This window comes from Alteromonas ponticola (assembly GCF_012911815.1).
Taxonomy (GTDB): domain Bacteria; phylum Pseudomonadota; class Gammaproteobacteria; order Enterobacterales; family Alteromonadaceae; genus Alteromonas; species Alteromonas ponticola.
In genome coordinates this window covers 80647-96980 of sequence record NZ_JAATNW010000001.1, presented here as the reverse complement: position 1 = coordinate 96980, position 16334 = coordinate 80647, and the positions used below count along the sequence as shown (strand labels likewise).

Here is a 16334-nt window from a genome sequence, read left to right as displayed (position 1 = left end):
AGCTAATAAAGGTTTGGTGATCAGGGTAGTAGAAGTAACGTGGTAGATTCGGTTCAATCAGCGCAGCCAGAAAATATCGAATGGCAAGGCAAGCTTGCAGCTTCAGTTCATTCCAAATCATTATTTTCACTTTATCTGGCAATGCACAGCCAACCTGGTGCATCACATCTATCATTTCAGGTAAAAGCGGACGCACCACAACAGTTCGATGTTACTTCACTCAATCACTACCGGAGAGCTCCCTGCGCCAGCAGTGAGAAATCGGTAGGTTGCCTTAATGTCACCGGCAGATTGGTACAACAACAAGACTTAAAAGGGGTATTACTGTGGCAGTCCATGCATCCTGATCCATTGAGTGTGGTCGATAATGCAAATAAAATTCCACCAGATGTGAAAACCAACTGCAGTTATTTAACCCAACGACTCCTCAGTCACCAGCTTAGCCAATCAATCGAGGTGGATGAAACTCGCCTGGCAGATATTGTGCAAAATTCTGTTTCACTTTTAAATTAGCTCAATTTTTAACCACCTTAAACTGGATTTTGTGTGCGCGCTTGGCTATACTCGCGCCCGCATTTTGCACTGGTCTTACGTTCCAATCAGCAAAGGTTAAAAGGTAAAGAATATGTCCCCATTCGTTGTATGCGCGATGTACAAATTTGTCGCGCTTGAAGATTATCAGCAACTCCGTGAACCGTTACTCAGCGCGATGGAAAGCAATGGCATTAAAGGCACGTTGTTATTAGCCGCAGAGGGTATCAACGGTACCGTCTCTGGAAGTCGAGATGGCATTGATAATTTAATTGCCTATTTAAATAGTGATGCGCGCATCAATCCTATTTCGCATAAAGAGTCGTTTCACGAGACGCAGCCCTTTTATCGCACGAAGGTGAAGTTAAAAAAAGAGATCGTTACTATGGGGGTTGAAGGTATCGATCCACGTAGTACGGCAGGTACTTATGTTAAGCCAAAAGATTGGAATGCATTAATCAGTGACCCCGATGTCACCGTGATCGATACGCGGAACGATTATGAGATTGAGATTGGTACGTTTAAACATGCAATCAATCCAAACACCGAAACATTTCGCGAGTTCCCTGATTACGTAAAATCACACCTCGATCCGGTTAAAAATAAAAAAGTCGCAATGTTCTGTACAGGTGGAATACGGTGTGAAAAGTCAACCGCCTATTTGAAAGAACAGGGCTTTGACGAAGTCTATCATCTGGAAGGTGGCATATTGCAGTACCTTGAAGATGTTCCACAGGAGCAATCTTTGTGGGAAGGCGATTGCTTTGTATTCGATAATCGTGTTGCCGTAAACCATCAACTTGAAAAAAGTGTGTATGACCAATGCTATGCCTGCCGTTTACCCATTACGGCGGCAGACCGTGAAAGCGAGCAATACGAAGCAGGAGTGAGTTGCCCCCATTGTTATGGCAAGCACACCGAGGAGCAGTTGGCGCGCTTCAGGGAACGCGAAAAGCAGGTCAATCTGGCTCGTGCACGCAATGAAGAACATGTGGGCACAGAAGCCCGTGACGTCATGGAAAGTCGTCGCCAACTAAAAGCGGAAGAGCAACGCCAACGTGCGCTGGCGGCAAAGCAAAAACAGGCGTAGACAGTTGCGCATGTGGACGGTACACTGGTTGTTTATTGAAGTAATCGAGTAGGGAATATAAGTGGAAGCCCAACTTTCTGAAGAAAAAATTGCTGAAATACAAAGTGATTTCAATTTCTTTGACCGCGATGGCAACGGTCAGATTGATTTGCCCGAATTTATCGAGTTGTTAACTGTATTGTCTCCAAAAACGAAAGCCAGTCATGTTGAAGAGGGCTTTAAGCTTATCGACAGTAATAATGATGGCTATATCGATTTTGAGGAGTTTCTTTCCTGGTGGCAGGAAGGATGGTGGGAATACTAACTAACCAGATACTTTCAGGAAAGGCAGCGAAACGCTGCCTTTTTCAATTGCCTGCCAATCAATTTCGGGCAACGACAATAAGTTCTTGTAGAGCTGTTTGATTAACCGTGATTAAGCCTCGTTTGGGCCGATCCAGATCGATAATAATAAACACAATGAGGGTAATCAATAGCGAAACTAATGTCAGCGGCAGCGTGATACGCTTACCGGTCAGGCCTGATGAGTAGCCCATAATGCCTATAGACGCAACAAATACCACAAACAGCAGCATCAGTATTGGTTCAGGAACGTGAGAGCGTAAAATCGCATTACGTTTACCCTGGCTATCAATCGCTGCATTGAGCGATTGAGTAAATGCACCACTGGTTACCGGACGCGGATCCTCTTTTGACGCAGCAACAGCCAATTGCCAAAGCTGGTTCTGCAATTGTGCTACTCTGGTATCGAACTCAACTCGAACCGCTTTTTCATCCAAGGGAACTTTACTCACCTCAACGCGCAGTTTTATGTACTCTTCAAATAACGTTTTAGCTTGCGGTTGATACACCTCTGGCAACAGTTGCACCCGCAGCAGAGCAGTGCCGATCGCATTCGCTTCATCAATTAACGCCATACTGCGATTGTCGAATCTCTGCATGGACATACTAAAAGTAAACCCCAGCAGTAATGCTAACAAACCCAGAATACTGCCCTGAACCGAACCCGTTAACGCCTTTACTTCATCGTCGGTATGCTTTTGTACCACGCGTCCAAGACGAAAACTGACTTCGTTAAACGCCATTATGGCGATGAACAGGACAAGCGCGATAGAAACACTGCTAAAGCTGAAAAGCAATTCTGATTGCTCCACTAATGTACATCCTTTAGTTATAGTTAATCATTCACCAGCATTGCAATATTTAGTTTAACTATCAAATAGTTTTGGCAACTTACTCTGATTCGTCCGGAGGAATCTGAGTGCGCTTGCGTTTTACTGGCATATGGCCGGCATCTTCACCAGACATGGTTTTAACGCGTTTGACGGGTTTAAGATTGTCTGCTTTATTCTCCGACGCTTTATTATCCTGTTCGTAACGACGAGGTTCGATTTTTTTAGCTTTCTTACCGGCAAACTTGGCGGGCGATTCAGGGTGGGGTGCACATTCCAGAGAATAACTGACGTTTTGCCTGATATCCAGGTAGCTTGACCAGTCTCTTGGGCCTACAAGTGAAATGGCATTGCCTTTATTCCCAGCGCGACCTGTTCTGCCGATTCGATGAATGTATTCATCCGCATGCTTGGGTAGGTCGAAATTGACTACCAGTCCTACTTTGGGCAAATCCAGACCTCGTGAAGCCACGTCGGTGGTAACTAAAATACTGTGTTTTCCTCTGCCAAACTCGGACATGATATTGGCGCGCTTGCTCTGGGCTAACTCTCCGCTAAGCGACACCGCATAGCGTTGTTTCTGATTAAGTAACTCGGTAAGTCGGGCGGTATCTTCGCGAGTAGCGGTGAAAATGATGGCCTGATTGAAATCATTATTGTCGATACATACCTGGAGCAGTTCGTCTTTATGCTCTACATGATCGGCAAAATACAACTGTTGTTGAATATCACCATGTTCAGCACCAGCATCACCCACGGCAATTCTTACCGGTGCTTTTAACAGTTGTTGACTGAGTGAGGTCATTGCAACGGAATCAGCCGTAGCAGAAAACATCAGCGTCTGTCTTTTGCGATGGTCAGCCTGTTCATTAATCTGAATGAGTGCATCAGCAAAGCCTAGATCGAGCATGCGGTCAGCTTCATCCAGGATCAGTAATTCCAATCCGTTTAAGAAAAATGCTTTGTCCCGTAGATGGTCTGCGACGCGACCAGCGGTGCCAACAATAATATGCGGATTTTTACGTAGTTGCTTTGCCTGGTCGTTAAAATTCTCTCCACCCAGCACCAGTACGCTTTTCAGTCCTAACGATGCGGTTAGTGTTTTCGCTTCTCCGAACACTTGCTTGGCAAGTTCCCGGGTAGGAGCGAGTATCAATACACGAGGATCTTGTTTACTTAACGCCTTTTGACTTAACAATCTGTGCACTGTGGGGACTAGAAATGCTAGTGTTTTACCTGAGCCGGTTTTGGATGATGCAATAATGTCCTGACCTTTCAACGCAGGCAAAATGGTTTTCTGCTGTATTTCGGTAAGTTCTTGAAACCCTTTTTCGACTAAGCGAGAAACAATTTTATGGTGAACGGGAAGATCAGTTATTTGCAAAGTGAACGCTCGGCTGCTTAAAAACGATTATTATCCGTTATTGTAACAGCATTATAAAGTCTGAGCCGCAAAGAAAGCGGGCCAGAGCGGCCCGCTTGGTATAAAAAATTACAATTTCATCTCTGGAATGTCGCCTTCAACGACCAATTTTCCTGCGGTTTTCTCTTTTATTTCTTCAACTGATACGCCCGGTGCACGCTCTTTCAGATGAAATGCGCCATCAGCGACTTCAAGGACTGCCAGATCTGTAATAATCTGGGTAATACAATTTACCCCGGTCAGCGGCAGGGTACACGCAGGTAACAGTTTAGAATTACCATGTTTGTCAGCATGTGTCATAGTGACAATAATATTTTTTGCTCCGGCCACCAGATCCATGGCGCCGCCCATGCCTTTTACCAGCTTACCCGGGATCATCCACGAAGCGATGTTGCCGTTAACATCTACTTCGAACGCGCCTAGCACGGTAAAGTCTACATGGCCGCCACGGATCATGGCGAAGCTCTCCGCAGAATTAAAAATGGATGCTCCGGTAATGGCCGTCACCGTTTCTTTGCCAGCATTTATCATATCAGCGTCGACTTCTGCTTCAGAAGGGTAACGTCCCATTCCTAACAGACCATTCTCAGATTGCAGCATGACTTCAATACCTTCAGGTACGTAGTTTGCTGCCAGAGTGGGAATACCGATGCCTAAGTTTACATAGTTTCCATCCTGAAACTCGCGCGCCACGCGCATTGCTATTTGATCTCTGGATAACGCCATCTTAACGGTCCTCCTTCGCCAGTACTTTGCGCTCAATACGTTTCTCAAATGTTCCTTTGATTACACGGTCCACATAGATACCTGGTGTATGAATTTGAGTGGGTGCAAGCTCGCCCGGTTCGACAATTTCTTCCACTTCGACCACCGTAATTTTACCTGCGGTGGCTGCCATTGGATTGAAATTCTGTGCAGTGTGACGATAAACGCAATTTCCATATCTGTCAGCTTTCCACGCTTTAATAATGGCAAAATCACCAGTGATAGATTCTTCTAAAATGTAGGGGCGTCCATTAAACTCTTTGACTTCTTTGCCTTCACCTACTGGTGTACCATATCCAGTAGCAGTATAAAATGCCGGGATGCCAGCGCCGCCAGCGCGCATTTTTTCTGCCAGCGTACCCTGTGGAGTCAATTCCACTTCCAATTCACCATTGAGCAACTGTTTCTCAAATAACGCGTTTTCACCTACGTAGGAAGAAACCATCTTTTTGATTTGCTTGTCTTCCAACAGGATGCCTAAACCAAAACCATCCACACCACAGTTATTGGAGACAATCGTGAGTCCTTTTACCCCTTGTTTCTTGATCTGTGCAATAAGCCCTTCAGGAATTCCACATAAACCGAAACCGCCGGCGATTACGGTCATGTCGTCCTCTAGCCCTTGCATGGCTTGTTCGTAGCTGGTAACGACTTTATCAAAACCAGACATTCTGCTCTCCTAATCATTGATTTTTTGTTAACGAGAAGTATCAGTGAGTAAAAATAAATTGTAAAATTAATTTTATAACAGGATTAATAAATAAAATTTATCAATACTATGTCGATATCCTATCGTAACATGATTGCTTTTATTCGTGTGGCTGAGTCCACTACCTTTGCTGAAGCGGCGGACAAGTTGCATATTACCCAACCGGCGCTGTCTAGCGCGATAAAGAAAATGGAATCTCAGTTAGGTGGTGTTCTATTTTCCAGAAGTACGCGCAGGGTGCAACTTACACCGGAAGGTCGTACGCTACTGCCTAAAGCCAAGCGACTGATTAACGAGTGGGATGACACGGTGATGGACATGCAAAACCTGTTTGCAATGAAGAAAGGAACACTTTCAATAGCCGCAATGCCGTCGTTTGCAGCTTCTCGTTTGCCCGGTATCCTCAAAACATTCCATGCAAATCAACCTAATATTCGTATTCGTGTATTAGATGTAGTGATGGAGAAAGTTATCGATTTAGTTGTGGGGGGACGGGTTGAGATGGGATTTACCTTCGAACCCGAAATTTGCGACGGTTTGTGTTTCCATCCTTTATTCAATGATTCATTTATTGTAGTGGTCCATGAACAACATCCTCTGACCCTGTCTCAATCAGGCGTTCAATGGCAAGATGTTTGTCACTATGACTTTATCGCTATGAATCGTGGCTCATCACTACGTAAGTGGATAGACGAAATTGCTTTAGCCCACGGTCAACTCACCATTGTTGCGGAAACAGGACAATTGGGAACGATTGGTCAGTTAATTAAGCAACGATTAGGCATCTCACTTGTACCTTCGTTGTGTCAGGAGCAAATGGAGGGCATTGGATTAACCTGTATACCATTGTTAAATTCACCATTGCAAAAAAACGTCGGTATGGTGCGCTCGCTGAGGGGAAGTATGTCGGTGGCATCTTTGAGCTTGTGGGAGCAATGCTGTCAGCAACCCTGACTAAATTGTTGCATGTGTTGCAAAGACACAACACACGCATTTAATTAACAGATGCTTACCATTTCTTCTTAGGAGCAAACAACTCGTCCAGCTCGTCACGCTCAGCTTCTTTTTTGCGCGCGCGATCTTCTGCGTTGGTATTTTTAAGATTATCCTGAATTTCATGCAGCCACTCTTTTAATGTGTTCAAGCGTGATACGGCATAGTCGTCTGGTTGTGATTGCGCATCGAGCGCCACTATGGCTTTTTCAAAATACTGGCGGGCCGAGCCCAACATGCCTGAGTTCATGGCTTTTCTGCCACGGCGAGCCAGTGTTTCAACGTTAACTTTCAGCTGCAAGCGCTCAAGGGTTTTGTCTTCTTCAATAAAGGTTTTGGTATCGACTTTACCTTTGGTGTGTTCTGAACGCAGCATCACCCGTAATTTTTTCACCGCCTGAATATACTGAATGATCATTTTGTCATTGTCAGGCAACGTAAAATCATTAACCGGTAAACTGTCAACATTTTCCAGGGCGGTAGCACGGCTCTCAGCGTCTGATATACGTTGTTTAATATCCGCGTTAGATTGGCGGGTTGAACGAATCGTTTTTAACGCGTTGACAATGCGATTTTGCAGTATCTGTAAAATGCGAGGTGAAATGGGCATATTGCTGGCCGCCATCATCACATTTTCAGTTTCATCAATAATGGCTTTCTGCTTGGCTACTTCGGCGCGTTCATCCGCTTCCTGTTTTGCACGATGCTGCTGAAAAGCATTAATAAAAATAGCTGCGATAATCAGCAGTACGATTAAAATTATTATTATGGTGAACATAAATCGTTAAGCTCGCTTTTTCATGTCGCTTTGCTCATTATCGACCGCGACCGTTTTTCATTAATACTTATTTCGGCAGAGTTTACGGTAATTTTACTACAAAAACACTACCACCTAATTCACCGCCGTTTGAAAGGGTGATGGTCCCACAATCAGATTCCCGGGTGTGTGCTGCAGCAATCAGTCTGGCGAAAAATAATCCCAGGCCGGTTCTTCCCTGACTCACCTGAAATTCTGAAAGCTCAGTATTACTTTTTATCAGCATATCTTCCGGGTACCCGGGTCCGTCGTCTTCTACTCTGATAACCAGTTGTGCGTTTTCTTCTTTGGCACTCAACCTGATTTTCGAAGTGCCGTAGCGCAAAGCGTTTACCACCACATCATTGATTAACATGTATACTAAATCACCATCCAGGTACCAGTTTAGCTCTGCATCGACATCAACTTCTATGGCGACTTTACGTTGTCTGGAATATAAACCGTTGGAGCCTGTCACATCTTCGAATAAATCGGCAATAAAATGTTCGTCAACTGTAATAGGTAGCGTTTCCAGCTGTGCCCGGTACAGTGAAAGCATCTGCACAAGGTTCGTATTCAATCTGGAGGCTTCGTAATGAACGTTGGCAACTTGATTGTGAGCTTCATCCAGTTCTTTAGGAATAGAATCAGATAAATTTTCAATCGACTGGATCAATAAACACAGTGAATTTTTCATATCGTGCACAGCGGCAGCCAACACGGAAGAAAAGTCTATGTTAGATGTGGCGGTAGGGTGATCCATCTGTTCAGATTCGATTGTCTTAAGCACGGGTGATAATCCTTTTATACGCTACTTAAAATGTAAATGATATAAAAAATACATTCCCATAACTACGTAAATAAATGAATACCTAACAGTTTTATCAATACATTCGTGTTGTAGAAATTGCAGCTTATTTATTACCAAACATTAAAGTTTTATAGCATTCATGGTGACTTTTCGATATAACGTTATCATTAAGTCCATATAATTCCAGTAGGTAGCGGATACCTTGATATGAAATTACAACAGCTGCGCTATATAGTTGAAGTGCTCAATAACAACCTGAATGTTTCAGCCACAGCAGAAAGTTTGTACACCTCTCAGCCAGGGATCAGCAAACAGGTACGCATGTTGGAAGACGAGCTAGGCGTTCAGATTTTTGGACGCAGCGGTAAGCACCTGACCCATGTTACCGATGCCGGCCACGATGTCATCAATATCTCCCGCGAAATCTTAGCTAAAGTCGAAAGTATTAAAGCGGTGGCGCGTGAGCATACCTTACCTGATCAGGGCAAGCTCAATATTGCGACTACTCACACCCAGGCACGGTATGCATTGCCTGACGTCATTCAAGGGTTTATGAACAAGTACCCTAAAGTATCGTTGCATATGCACCAGGGTACGCCTTCGCAGATTTCAGATCTGGCGGCCAAGGGTGAGGCCGACTTTGCCATCGCGACAGAGGCATTACACTTATACAATGATTTGGTCATGTTGCCATGTTATCACTGGAATCGCAGTGTTATTGTCAATAAAAATCATCCGCTTTCTAACAAAGGATCAATAGACATCAGCGATATTGCAAAATATCCTCTTGTCACTTATGTATTTGGTTTTACAGGTAGAAGCGAACTGGACCAGGCATTTGAACGCGCGGGCCTAACGCCTAAAATTGTATTTACTGCTACTGATGCCGATGTCATCAAAACCTATGTCAGACTCGGCGTGGGTATCGGCGTCATCGCCTCAATGGCGGTAAGTGAAGAACTTGATTCTGATTTGGTGAAAATTGATGCCAGCCATTTGTTTGATTACAGCACCACCAAAATTGGTTTCCGCAAGGGGTCTTTCTTAAGAAGCTATATGTACGACTTTATTGAGCGTTTTGCGCCTCACCTTAGCAAAGATAAGATCGAAAAAGCGATGATGTGCAAAAACAATGATGAAGTGGAAAAAATGTTTAAAGGGGTGACGTTACCGGTTAAATAATGGGCAGCCGAGCTGCCCGTTAATTTTAACACTCGATAATGTTAACTGCTAAACCGCCACGCGCGGTTTCTTTGTATTTGGTTTTCATGTCATTACCGGTTTCGCGCATCGTTTTAATAACTTTATCTAACGATACTTTATGCTCGCCACTGCCACGCAGGGCCAGTCTTGATGCGTTAATTGCCTTAATTGCGCCCATCGCATTGCGCTCAATACAGGGGACCTGTACCAATCCGCCCACTGGATCACAGGTGAGCCCCAGATTGTGTTCCATGCCAATTTCAGCGGCGTTTTCAACCGCTGCAACTGAGCCACCCATGATTTCAGCTAATGCTCCCGCTGCCATTGAACAGGCAACGCCGACTTCACCCTGACAACCTACTTCTGCACCCGATATGGATGCATTTTCTTTGTATAGTATGCCTATTGCGCCGGCGGTAAGTAAAAACCGACTGGCCGTTTCGGCATCCAATGGACGTACAAACTTGTCGTAATACTGCATGACTGCAGGGATAATACCAGCAGCGCCATTGGTGGGCGCAGTAACCACCCGTCCGCCTGCAGCGTTTTCTTCATTCACTGCCAGCGCGAACAAGTTGACCCAGTCCATGGTTTGCATTGGATCATTTGAGCGTTCGTTCTGTAAACGCTGATAAAGACCGGGCGCGCGTCTGACCACCTTCAAGCCGCCAGGTAAGATACCTTCACTTTCGATGCCACGGTCAATGCAGGCTTTCATTACCTGCCAAATCTCAAAGAGCATAGAACGCACTTCTTTTTCTGGGCGATGAACAGCCTCGTTCTTCATCATTAACGAACTGATGCGTAAACCCTGTTCGCGGCACATCGCCATTAATTCGTTAGCACTTTTAAAAGGGAAGGGGACTTTAGCCTGCTGCGACAAAGCATTATCTTTGACTTCTTCAAACTCTTCGTCTTTGATAATAAAGCCACCACCGATACTGTAGTAGGTTTGCTGACGTAATATTTCTTCACCCTTGTAGGCAAAGAACGTCAACGCATTGGCATGTCGTGGTAGTGATTTGCGACGGTGAAAAACGATAGCATTTTTGTTAGGAAAGGCCACTTCGCGCTCACCATTGAGCAGCAGCTTTTGGCTGTTATGAATAGTTTCAAGACGGGCCTCAATTGAGTCGACATCGACTGATTCAGGCAATTCGCCTAACAGGCCCAGGATAACAGCTTTACCGGTGCCGTGGCCTTTTCCGGTTTGCCCCAGCGAACCGTAAAGCTCTACTTTTATCGAGGTGATTTGCTCAAGTACGTTTTCTTGTTTGAGTTTTGCTGCAAATTCAGCTCCGGCCCGCATAGGGCCTACAGTATGCGAGCTGGATGGGCCAATCCCGATACTGAACATATCGAAAATACTAATCATAGGGTATAAGTCCAATATTATATTTAATGTGATCATGCATGTAGTCAATGGTAACTACAACACACTATTAGAAATGTAGTCGAAAATGAACGCGCTGGATTGTAAACTTAACTTGATAGTGATTTATCATCTGCGATCAGGTGAAACGATAAATTGCGTAACAGGGCAGCGGTCGCTCCCCAAATCATATATTGCTTCCATGGAATAAAATAAATGGGAAATGTCTGCCCGTGTCGATGGGTATGATGCGTAAGATGGTTCTCACGGTCCATCAAATAGGACAGAGGGGCTTCGAAGGCACTGGCAACCTCATTTTTGTCCAAGGTTAATTTACTTTCAGGTTTAACCAGGCCAATTACTGGTTTGATGGTGTAGCCACTAATGGTCCGATAATCAGGTAACGCGCCAATTATCTGCACTCGCTCAGGTGAAAGGCCTATTTCCTCTTCAGCTTCACGTAACGCAGTACCCACCGGAAAGGAATCTTCAGCTTCAGCCCCACCACCGGGAAAAGCAATTTGTCCGGCATGATGGCGCAAGTGGTGAGCTCGCTCAGTCAAGAGTACACGCAACTCGCTGGCATAATCCACCAGTGGGATAAGTACCGCAGCAGGACGGCCGGTGTAGGAAAGCGGATAGTCACGTTCGCTGTGAACCCGTTCAATATGATGAAAACGACGCAGAAAGTCTGCTCTATTCATGCGTTCGTCCCAGCACGGGCAATATTTTTGAAACCTTATCCAGGGTTTCCTGATATTCCTCATTCGCATCTGAATCAAGCACTATGCCGCCGCCCGCCCAACAATAAACATGCTGTTTTTCTGTTAACAATGTGCGAATCAGTATATTTGAATCCATATCTTCACGAATACCCATATAAAGCATACTGCCACAATAAACGTGGCGGCGGTGAGGTTCCAGCTCATCAATAATTTCCATGGCTCTGATTTTAGGTGCCCCTGTGATTGAGCCGCCAGGAAATGCGCCAGCAAGCAGATCCCAGGCACTGCTGTCTGACTTCAGTTTGCCCTTAACCGTACTTACAAGATGGTGGACGGCAGCATAACTTTCAAGTGCAAACAGGGCGGGGACATCAACTGAATAAGGCTGACAATGCTTACTGAGATCATTGCGTAACAAATCAACTATCATAAGATTTTCTGCACGATCTTTTTCTGAATTCAGCAGTGAATTGCTGCTTGCCTCATCTTTGACCTTATCAGGGTAACGTGGTCGTGTCCCCTTGATCGGTTTAGATTCCACCTCCGTCTGTCTGACTGAGATAAACCTTTCTGGCGAAATACTCAAAATACAGTTTTCGTGCAAGCGCATAAACACTGAAAAGGGCGCTTTATTTTGCTGCTGTAAACGCATGTAAGCATCCCACTCACTGCCTTGATAGCTTGCGCAAAATCGTTGCGCCATGTTGACCTGATAGCAATCTCCAGCTCGCAGGTAACTGTCAATTTTATCCAACGCCTGCGTGTACTCGGCCTGCGTTAAGTTGGCTTGCCAGTCGGAAGTTAAATCAAAACGGTCAGCAACTTTTCTCTGGTTTAACCAGCTTGCAATATCAATCGCTGGCTCAGTAGCCAATCTGCATTCATAAATAACTCCGCTAACACTATCTTCAATCAGTGTGTGGCTGTAAATACCAATTGCCATGTCCGGGCAAGATAATTCACTTACTGCCGTATTGGGTAAATGCTCATAATATCTGCCCAAATCATAGCTACATAAACCTGCCGCGCCGACAAGAAAAGGCAGCGAATCGATCACATCATTATCTATATCACTGTCTATGGAATAGTGTTTAAAGTGACGCTGCATCAATTCGCTGACAGCTTGCAATGGTGCCAGACTGGAAGTGGTTTCAACGTTATTGCGTCGATCATGAACAAATGTTCGTCCGTTTTCAGCCACTACCACAAACACCGGCTCCCATGCCGCGATATTAAAGCGAGCATGACTTTCACGACTGCCAGCAGAATCAAATAAAACCGAAAACGGTTTGCTTTCTATACACTCAAATAGATGATGTAAATCAACTGAAGCGGGACGATTTAGCGATGTAACAATAAGTTTTTGCGACAAATTATCTGACATAAAACAATGATAAATTTAACTGAGTTTGGTGCGTGCGATTTACACTCATAAAGCATGAAAAAGGCGAAATATCTTTGCCTGAAATGGCTTATTGCTTGGTGAGCATCGTTAAGTTGCGCTAGTATACGCTTTTTTGTAATGCCAAGACTATAATTAAACCGTTTTACTATCCGGAGCCTGCGTGTCGCGCTTAAGCCATCTTAGGCAAACCGAACCAGACAGCAGATTTAGCTTTGCGAAAAAATATTAATAACCAGCAAAGTATCGCGCAAAGATAGTGAAGCAGGCAATCAGTTAAATGAGGAAGCCATGACCGTAATTCGTCAACAAGACTTTATTGATAGCATCGAGGATGCCCTTCAGTTTATTTCCTACTATCACCCGTTGGATTACGTTAAAGCTGTCGAACAGGCGTATTTAAAAGAGCAAAGCCAGGCGGCAAAGGATGCAATGGCGCAGATTTTAATCAATTCCAGAATGTCTGCAGAAGGCAAACGTCCTTTATGCCAGGATACCGGGATTGTTACCTGCTTCGTTAAAATAGGGATGTCGGTACAATGGGATAAGCATGATTTAACCGTACAACAAATGGTTGATGAAGGCACACGCCGTGCTTACCTTAATTCGGATAATCCGTTGCGCGCGTCCATCGTTGCAGACCCGGCCGGCGCCAGAACAAACACTAAAGACAACACTCCAGCAGTGGTACATATTGACATGGTGGCCGGTGATAAAGTTGAAGTGATGATTGCAGCTAAAGGCGGTGGCTCAGAAAACAAATCGAAAATGGTGATGTTAAACCCCAGCGACGATATCGCCGACTGGGTGGTCAAAACCTTGCCGACAATGGGCGCTGGCTGGTGCCCCCCAGGAATGCTTGGAATAGGTATAGGAGGTACCGCTGAAAAGGCTGCAGTACTCGCTAAAGAAAGTCTGATGGATCCGGTGGATATTCAGGAGTTGATGGAACGCGAGCCACAAACTACCGATGAAAAGCTTCGACTTGAAATATTTGAGCGGGTTAATAAACTGGGAATTGGTGCACAGGGGCTGGGCGGCCTGACTACTGTGGTTGATGTGAAAATTAAATCGGTTCCGACCCACGCGGCATCCAAACCGGTGGCCATGATCCCCAACTGTGCTGCCACACGCCATGCGCACTTTTATTTAGATGGCAGAGGGCCGGCTGAACTGAAAGCCCCTAAATTAGAAGAGTGGCCCGAGGTAACCTGGGAAGTGAGTGAAAATACCCGTCGCGTGAATATGGACGAGGTAACCAAAAAAGATATTCAGGAATGGAAAGTGGGCGAAACCGTATTGCTGTCAGGCAAAATGCTGACCGGACGGGATGCTGCGCACAAGCGTATTCAGACCATGTTAGAAAATGGCGAAGGTTTACCAGACGGAGTCGCTTTAACCAATCGCTTTATTTATTACGTTGGCCCCGTTGATGCGGTAGGTAATGAAGTGGTAGGCCCTGCAGGCCCCACAACGGCTACCCGAATGGACAAATTCACCGATATGATGTTGGAACAAACGGGATTGATTGGCATGATTGGTAAAGCAGAGCGCGGTCCTGCCACCGTCAAGTCAATTGCACAGCATAAAGCGGTGTATTTGATGGCCGTTGGTGGCGCCGCTTATCTTGTTTCAAAAGCAATCAAAAAAGCCCGTGTGGTGGCGTTTGAAGATTTAGGTATGGAAGCAATTTACGAGTTCGAAGTGGAAGACATGCCTGTTACAGTTGCAGTGGATAGCACGGGCGCCAATGCGCATGAAACCGGGCCTGCAATTTGGAAGGCGAACATCGAGTCGTTAGACGCGGAACTGTCTAAATAATACTAATAACAAGGGGGCCGAAGGGCTCCCATCTTTTATACGGATTGCCTTGTTGTGATGTATCTGGACCATCAATATTTTCTCGCATTAGTACTAGCGGCTGTCGTACTGAGTTTCATTTTTGGCTGGTTAATCAGCTATCGTAAACACAGCAACACCAGTCAGGAAGCGCTGGCGGAAAATACCATTCTTAAGCATCAGCTTTCGCAATCACAGGCCGAATCGGCTCATCATATTTATAAACTCGAAGATGAGTTAAAAGCACATCGTGAACAGATCTATCATTCACGTACCCAGTTGGGAGAGTTACTCGCCAAAGCAGAGCAGCTTGAGCAAACTGAAGAACGTCTGGCCGACCTTCAGTATCAACTGAACGAACATAAGCGTGAATTGTCTTCACTGCATGGTCGTTACGAAGCCAAATCTGCGCGTTTGACCGAAATTGAAAAATCTCATCAGGAAAAACTGCAACTGATGGAACAGGCTGAACAGCGATTGCAGACCCAATTTGAAAATTTGGCCAACAAAATTTTTGAACAAAAGAGTGAGAACTTCAGCAAGTTAAATGAATCAGGGCTATCCGCGATTTTGACTCCGTTAAAGGAACAAATAGAAGGCTTCAAAAAGCAGGTCAGCGATCAATACATTCGTGAAGGGCAGGAAAGGGCGTCGCTCAAAACCGAAATTCATTCGTTGAAAGAGCTCAATCAGAAAATTACAGAAGAAGCAGCGGCGTTGACCCAGGCGCTAAAGGGAGATAACAAGAAGCAAGGCAATTGGGGCGAAGTCGTGCTTGAGCGCATTTTGACCGAGTCCGGGCTGCGCGAGGGGCATGAGTTTGAAATCCAGGTGAGCGCCAGAAGTGCTGCAGGTAAGCTGCAACAACCCGATGTTGTAGTGCATTTACCGAATCAAAAAGACGTTATCATTGACTCAAAGGTCAGCCTATCTGCTTATGAGCGTTTTTATAATGCTGACGATGAGTCTGAACGCAAACGTTTGCTCACTGAACATGTCAACTCCATAAGAACGCACATTAAAGGGCTGGGAGCAAAAGATTATCAGCAAATTGAGAGCATCAAGACGCTGGATTATGTTTTGATGTTTATTCCAATTGAACCCGCTTTTTTGTTGGCCATTGAGGAAGACCCTAATCTGGTTAACCTGGCACTGTCCCACAACATTATGTTAGTTAGCCCCACCAACTTACTTGTTGCATTGCGCACTATCAATAATATCTGGCAATACGAATACCAGAATCAGAATGCGCAAAAGATTGCCCAGCATGCGACTAAATTGTATGACAAATTTGTCGGCTTTGTTGGCGATATGGAGAAAATTGGCAAGTCTCTGGAGACCACACAGAAACATTATGAAGGCGCATTCAGTAAGTTAAGTCAGGGCCGCGGCAACATGGTTCGCCAGGTAGAGCAATTCCGCCTGTTAGGTGTACAGTCATCCAAACGACTCGCGAGTGACTTAGTCAGTAGTGAAATGGACGACGAATCAGAGCCAATGTGA

16 protein-coding genes are annotated in these 16334 nt (G+C 45.1%); 7 read left to right on the top strand and 9 right to left on the bottom strand.

Going from position 1 to position 16334, the window contains the following annotated elements; all coding sequences use genetic code 11:
- Positions 1 to 39: 39 nt before the first annotated feature.
- From HCJ96_RS00335 to HCJ96_RS00325, 3 genes are all read left to right on the top strand, one after another.
- A complete protein-coding gene (locus HCJ96_RS00335) occupies positions 40 to 513 on the top strand; it encodes a VC2046/SO_2500 family protein (protein ID WP_169209046.1) in 474 nt (157 codons plus the stop codon).
- A 112-nt stretch (positions 514 to 625) separates the two neighbouring features.
- Complete coding sequence (gene trhO / locus HCJ96_RS00330; protein ID WP_169209045.1) at positions 626 to 1621, top strand: oxygen-dependent tRNA uridine(34) hydroxylase TrhO; 996 nt, start codon at positions 626 to 628, stop codon at positions 1619 to 1621.
- Between the two features lie 61 nt (positions 1622 to 1682).
- The gene (locus HCJ96_RS00325) at positions 1683 to 1925 is read left to right on the top strand and encodes an EF-hand domain-containing protein (RefSeq protein ID WP_169209044.1); all 243 of its coding nucleotides are present in this window, start codon (positions 1683 to 1685) and stop codon (positions 1923 to 1925) included.
- Positions 1926 to 1983: 58 nt separating this feature from the next.
- On the opposite strand, the gene HCJ96_RS00320 is transcribed toward HCJ96_RS00325, so the two are convergent.
- The 4 genes from HCJ96_RS00320 to HCJ96_RS00305 form a co-directional block, all read right to left on the bottom strand.
- On the bottom strand, positions 1984 to 2775 hold the full coding sequence (locus tag HCJ96_RS00320; RefSeq protein WP_169209043.1) for a bestrophin-like domain: 792 nt from the start codon (positions 2773 to 2775) through the stop codon (positions 1984 to 1986).
- Positions 2776 to 2854: 79 nt separating this feature from the next.
- Entirely contained in the window at positions 2855 to 4177 is a 1323-nt protein-coding gene (locus HCJ96_RS00315) for a DEAD/DEAH box helicase (RefSeq protein WP_169209042.1), read from the bottom strand.
- 108 nt (positions 4178 to 4285) lie between these two features.
- Complete coding sequence (locus HCJ96_RS00310) at positions 4286 to 4942, bottom strand: CoA transferase subunit B (RefSeq protein ID WP_169209041.1); 657 nt, start codon at positions 4940 to 4942, stop codon at positions 4286 to 4288.
- A gap of 1 nt (position 4943) precedes the next feature.
- Positions 4944 to 5651: a CoA transferase subunit A gene (locus tag HCJ96_RS00305; protein WP_169209040.1), complete on the bottom strand. Its 708-nt coding sequence runs from the start codon at positions 5649 to 5651 to the stop codon at positions 4944 to 4946.
- A gap of 108 nt (positions 5652 to 5759) precedes the next feature.
- Between HCJ96_RS00305 and HCJ96_RS00300 the strand changes: the two genes are divergently transcribed.
- Positions 5760 to 6644, top strand: a complete 885-nt coding sequence (locus HCJ96_RS00300; protein WP_169209039.1) for a LysR family transcriptional regulator — start codon at positions 5760 to 5762, stop codon at positions 6642 to 6644.
- Between the two features lie 55 nt (positions 6645 to 6699).
- Here the strand turns inward: HCJ96_RS00300 and HCJ96_RS00295 are convergent, their stop codons facing one another.
- Positions 6700 to 7461: a hypothetical protein gene (locus tag HCJ96_RS00295; protein WP_169209038.1), complete on the bottom strand. Its 762-nt coding sequence runs from the start codon at positions 7459 to 7461 to the stop codon at positions 6700 to 6702.
- An 82-nt stretch (positions 7462 to 7543) separates the two neighbouring features.
- Complete coding sequence (locus HCJ96_RS00290) at positions 7544 to 8242, bottom strand: sensor histidine kinase (RefSeq protein WP_169209443.1); 699 nt, start codon at positions 8240 to 8242, stop codon at positions 7544 to 7546.
- Positions 8243 to 8497: 255 nt separating this feature from the next.
- On the opposite strand from HCJ96_RS00290, the gene cysB reads away from it, so the two are divergent.
- Positions 8498 to 9472, top strand: coding sequence for an HTH-type transcriptional regulator CysB (gene cysB / locus HCJ96_RS00285; RefSeq protein ID WP_169209037.1), 975 nt, complete (start codon positions 8498 to 8500; stop codon positions 9470 to 9472).
- Between the two features lie 25 nt (positions 9473 to 9497).
- On the opposite strand, the gene HCJ96_RS00280 is transcribed toward cysB, so the two are convergent.
- The 3 genes from HCJ96_RS00280 to pabB all read right to left on the bottom strand — a co-directional run bounded on the left by HCJ96_RS00280 (position 9498) and on the right by pabB (position 12974).
- Complete coding sequence (locus HCJ96_RS00280) at positions 9498 to 10868, bottom strand: L-serine ammonia-lyase (RefSeq protein WP_169209036.1); 1371 nt, start codon at positions 10866 to 10868, stop codon at positions 9498 to 9500.
- Between the two features lie 107 nt (positions 10869 to 10975).
- Positions 10976 to 11569, bottom strand: coding sequence for a CoA pyrophosphatase (locus tag HCJ96_RS00275; RefSeq protein WP_169209035.1), 594 nt, complete (start codon positions 11567 to 11569; stop codon positions 10976 to 10978).
- Positions 11562 to 12974, bottom strand: coding sequence for an aminodeoxychorismate synthase component I (pabB, locus tag HCJ96_RS00270; RefSeq protein WP_169209034.1), 1413 nt, complete (start codon positions 12972 to 12974; stop codon positions 11562 to 11564). The genes HCJ96_RS00275 and pabB overlap by 8 nt, the downstream gene beginning before the upstream one ends.
- A gap of 309 nt (positions 12975 to 13283) precedes the next feature.
- On the opposite strand from pabB, the gene HCJ96_RS00265 reads away from it, so the two are divergent.
- Positions 13284 to 14813 (top strand): fumarate hydratase, encoded by a 1530-nt coding sequence (locus HCJ96_RS00265; RefSeq protein ID WP_169209033.1) that lies wholly within the window; start codon positions 13284 to 13286, stop codon positions 14811 to 14813.
- 57 nt (positions 14814 to 14870) lie between these two features.
- Positions 14871 to 16334: a DNA recombination protein RmuC gene (rmuC, locus tag HCJ96_RS00260; protein ID WP_169209442.1), complete on the top strand. Its 1464-nt coding sequence runs from the start codon at positions 14871 to 14873 to the stop codon at positions 16332 to 16334.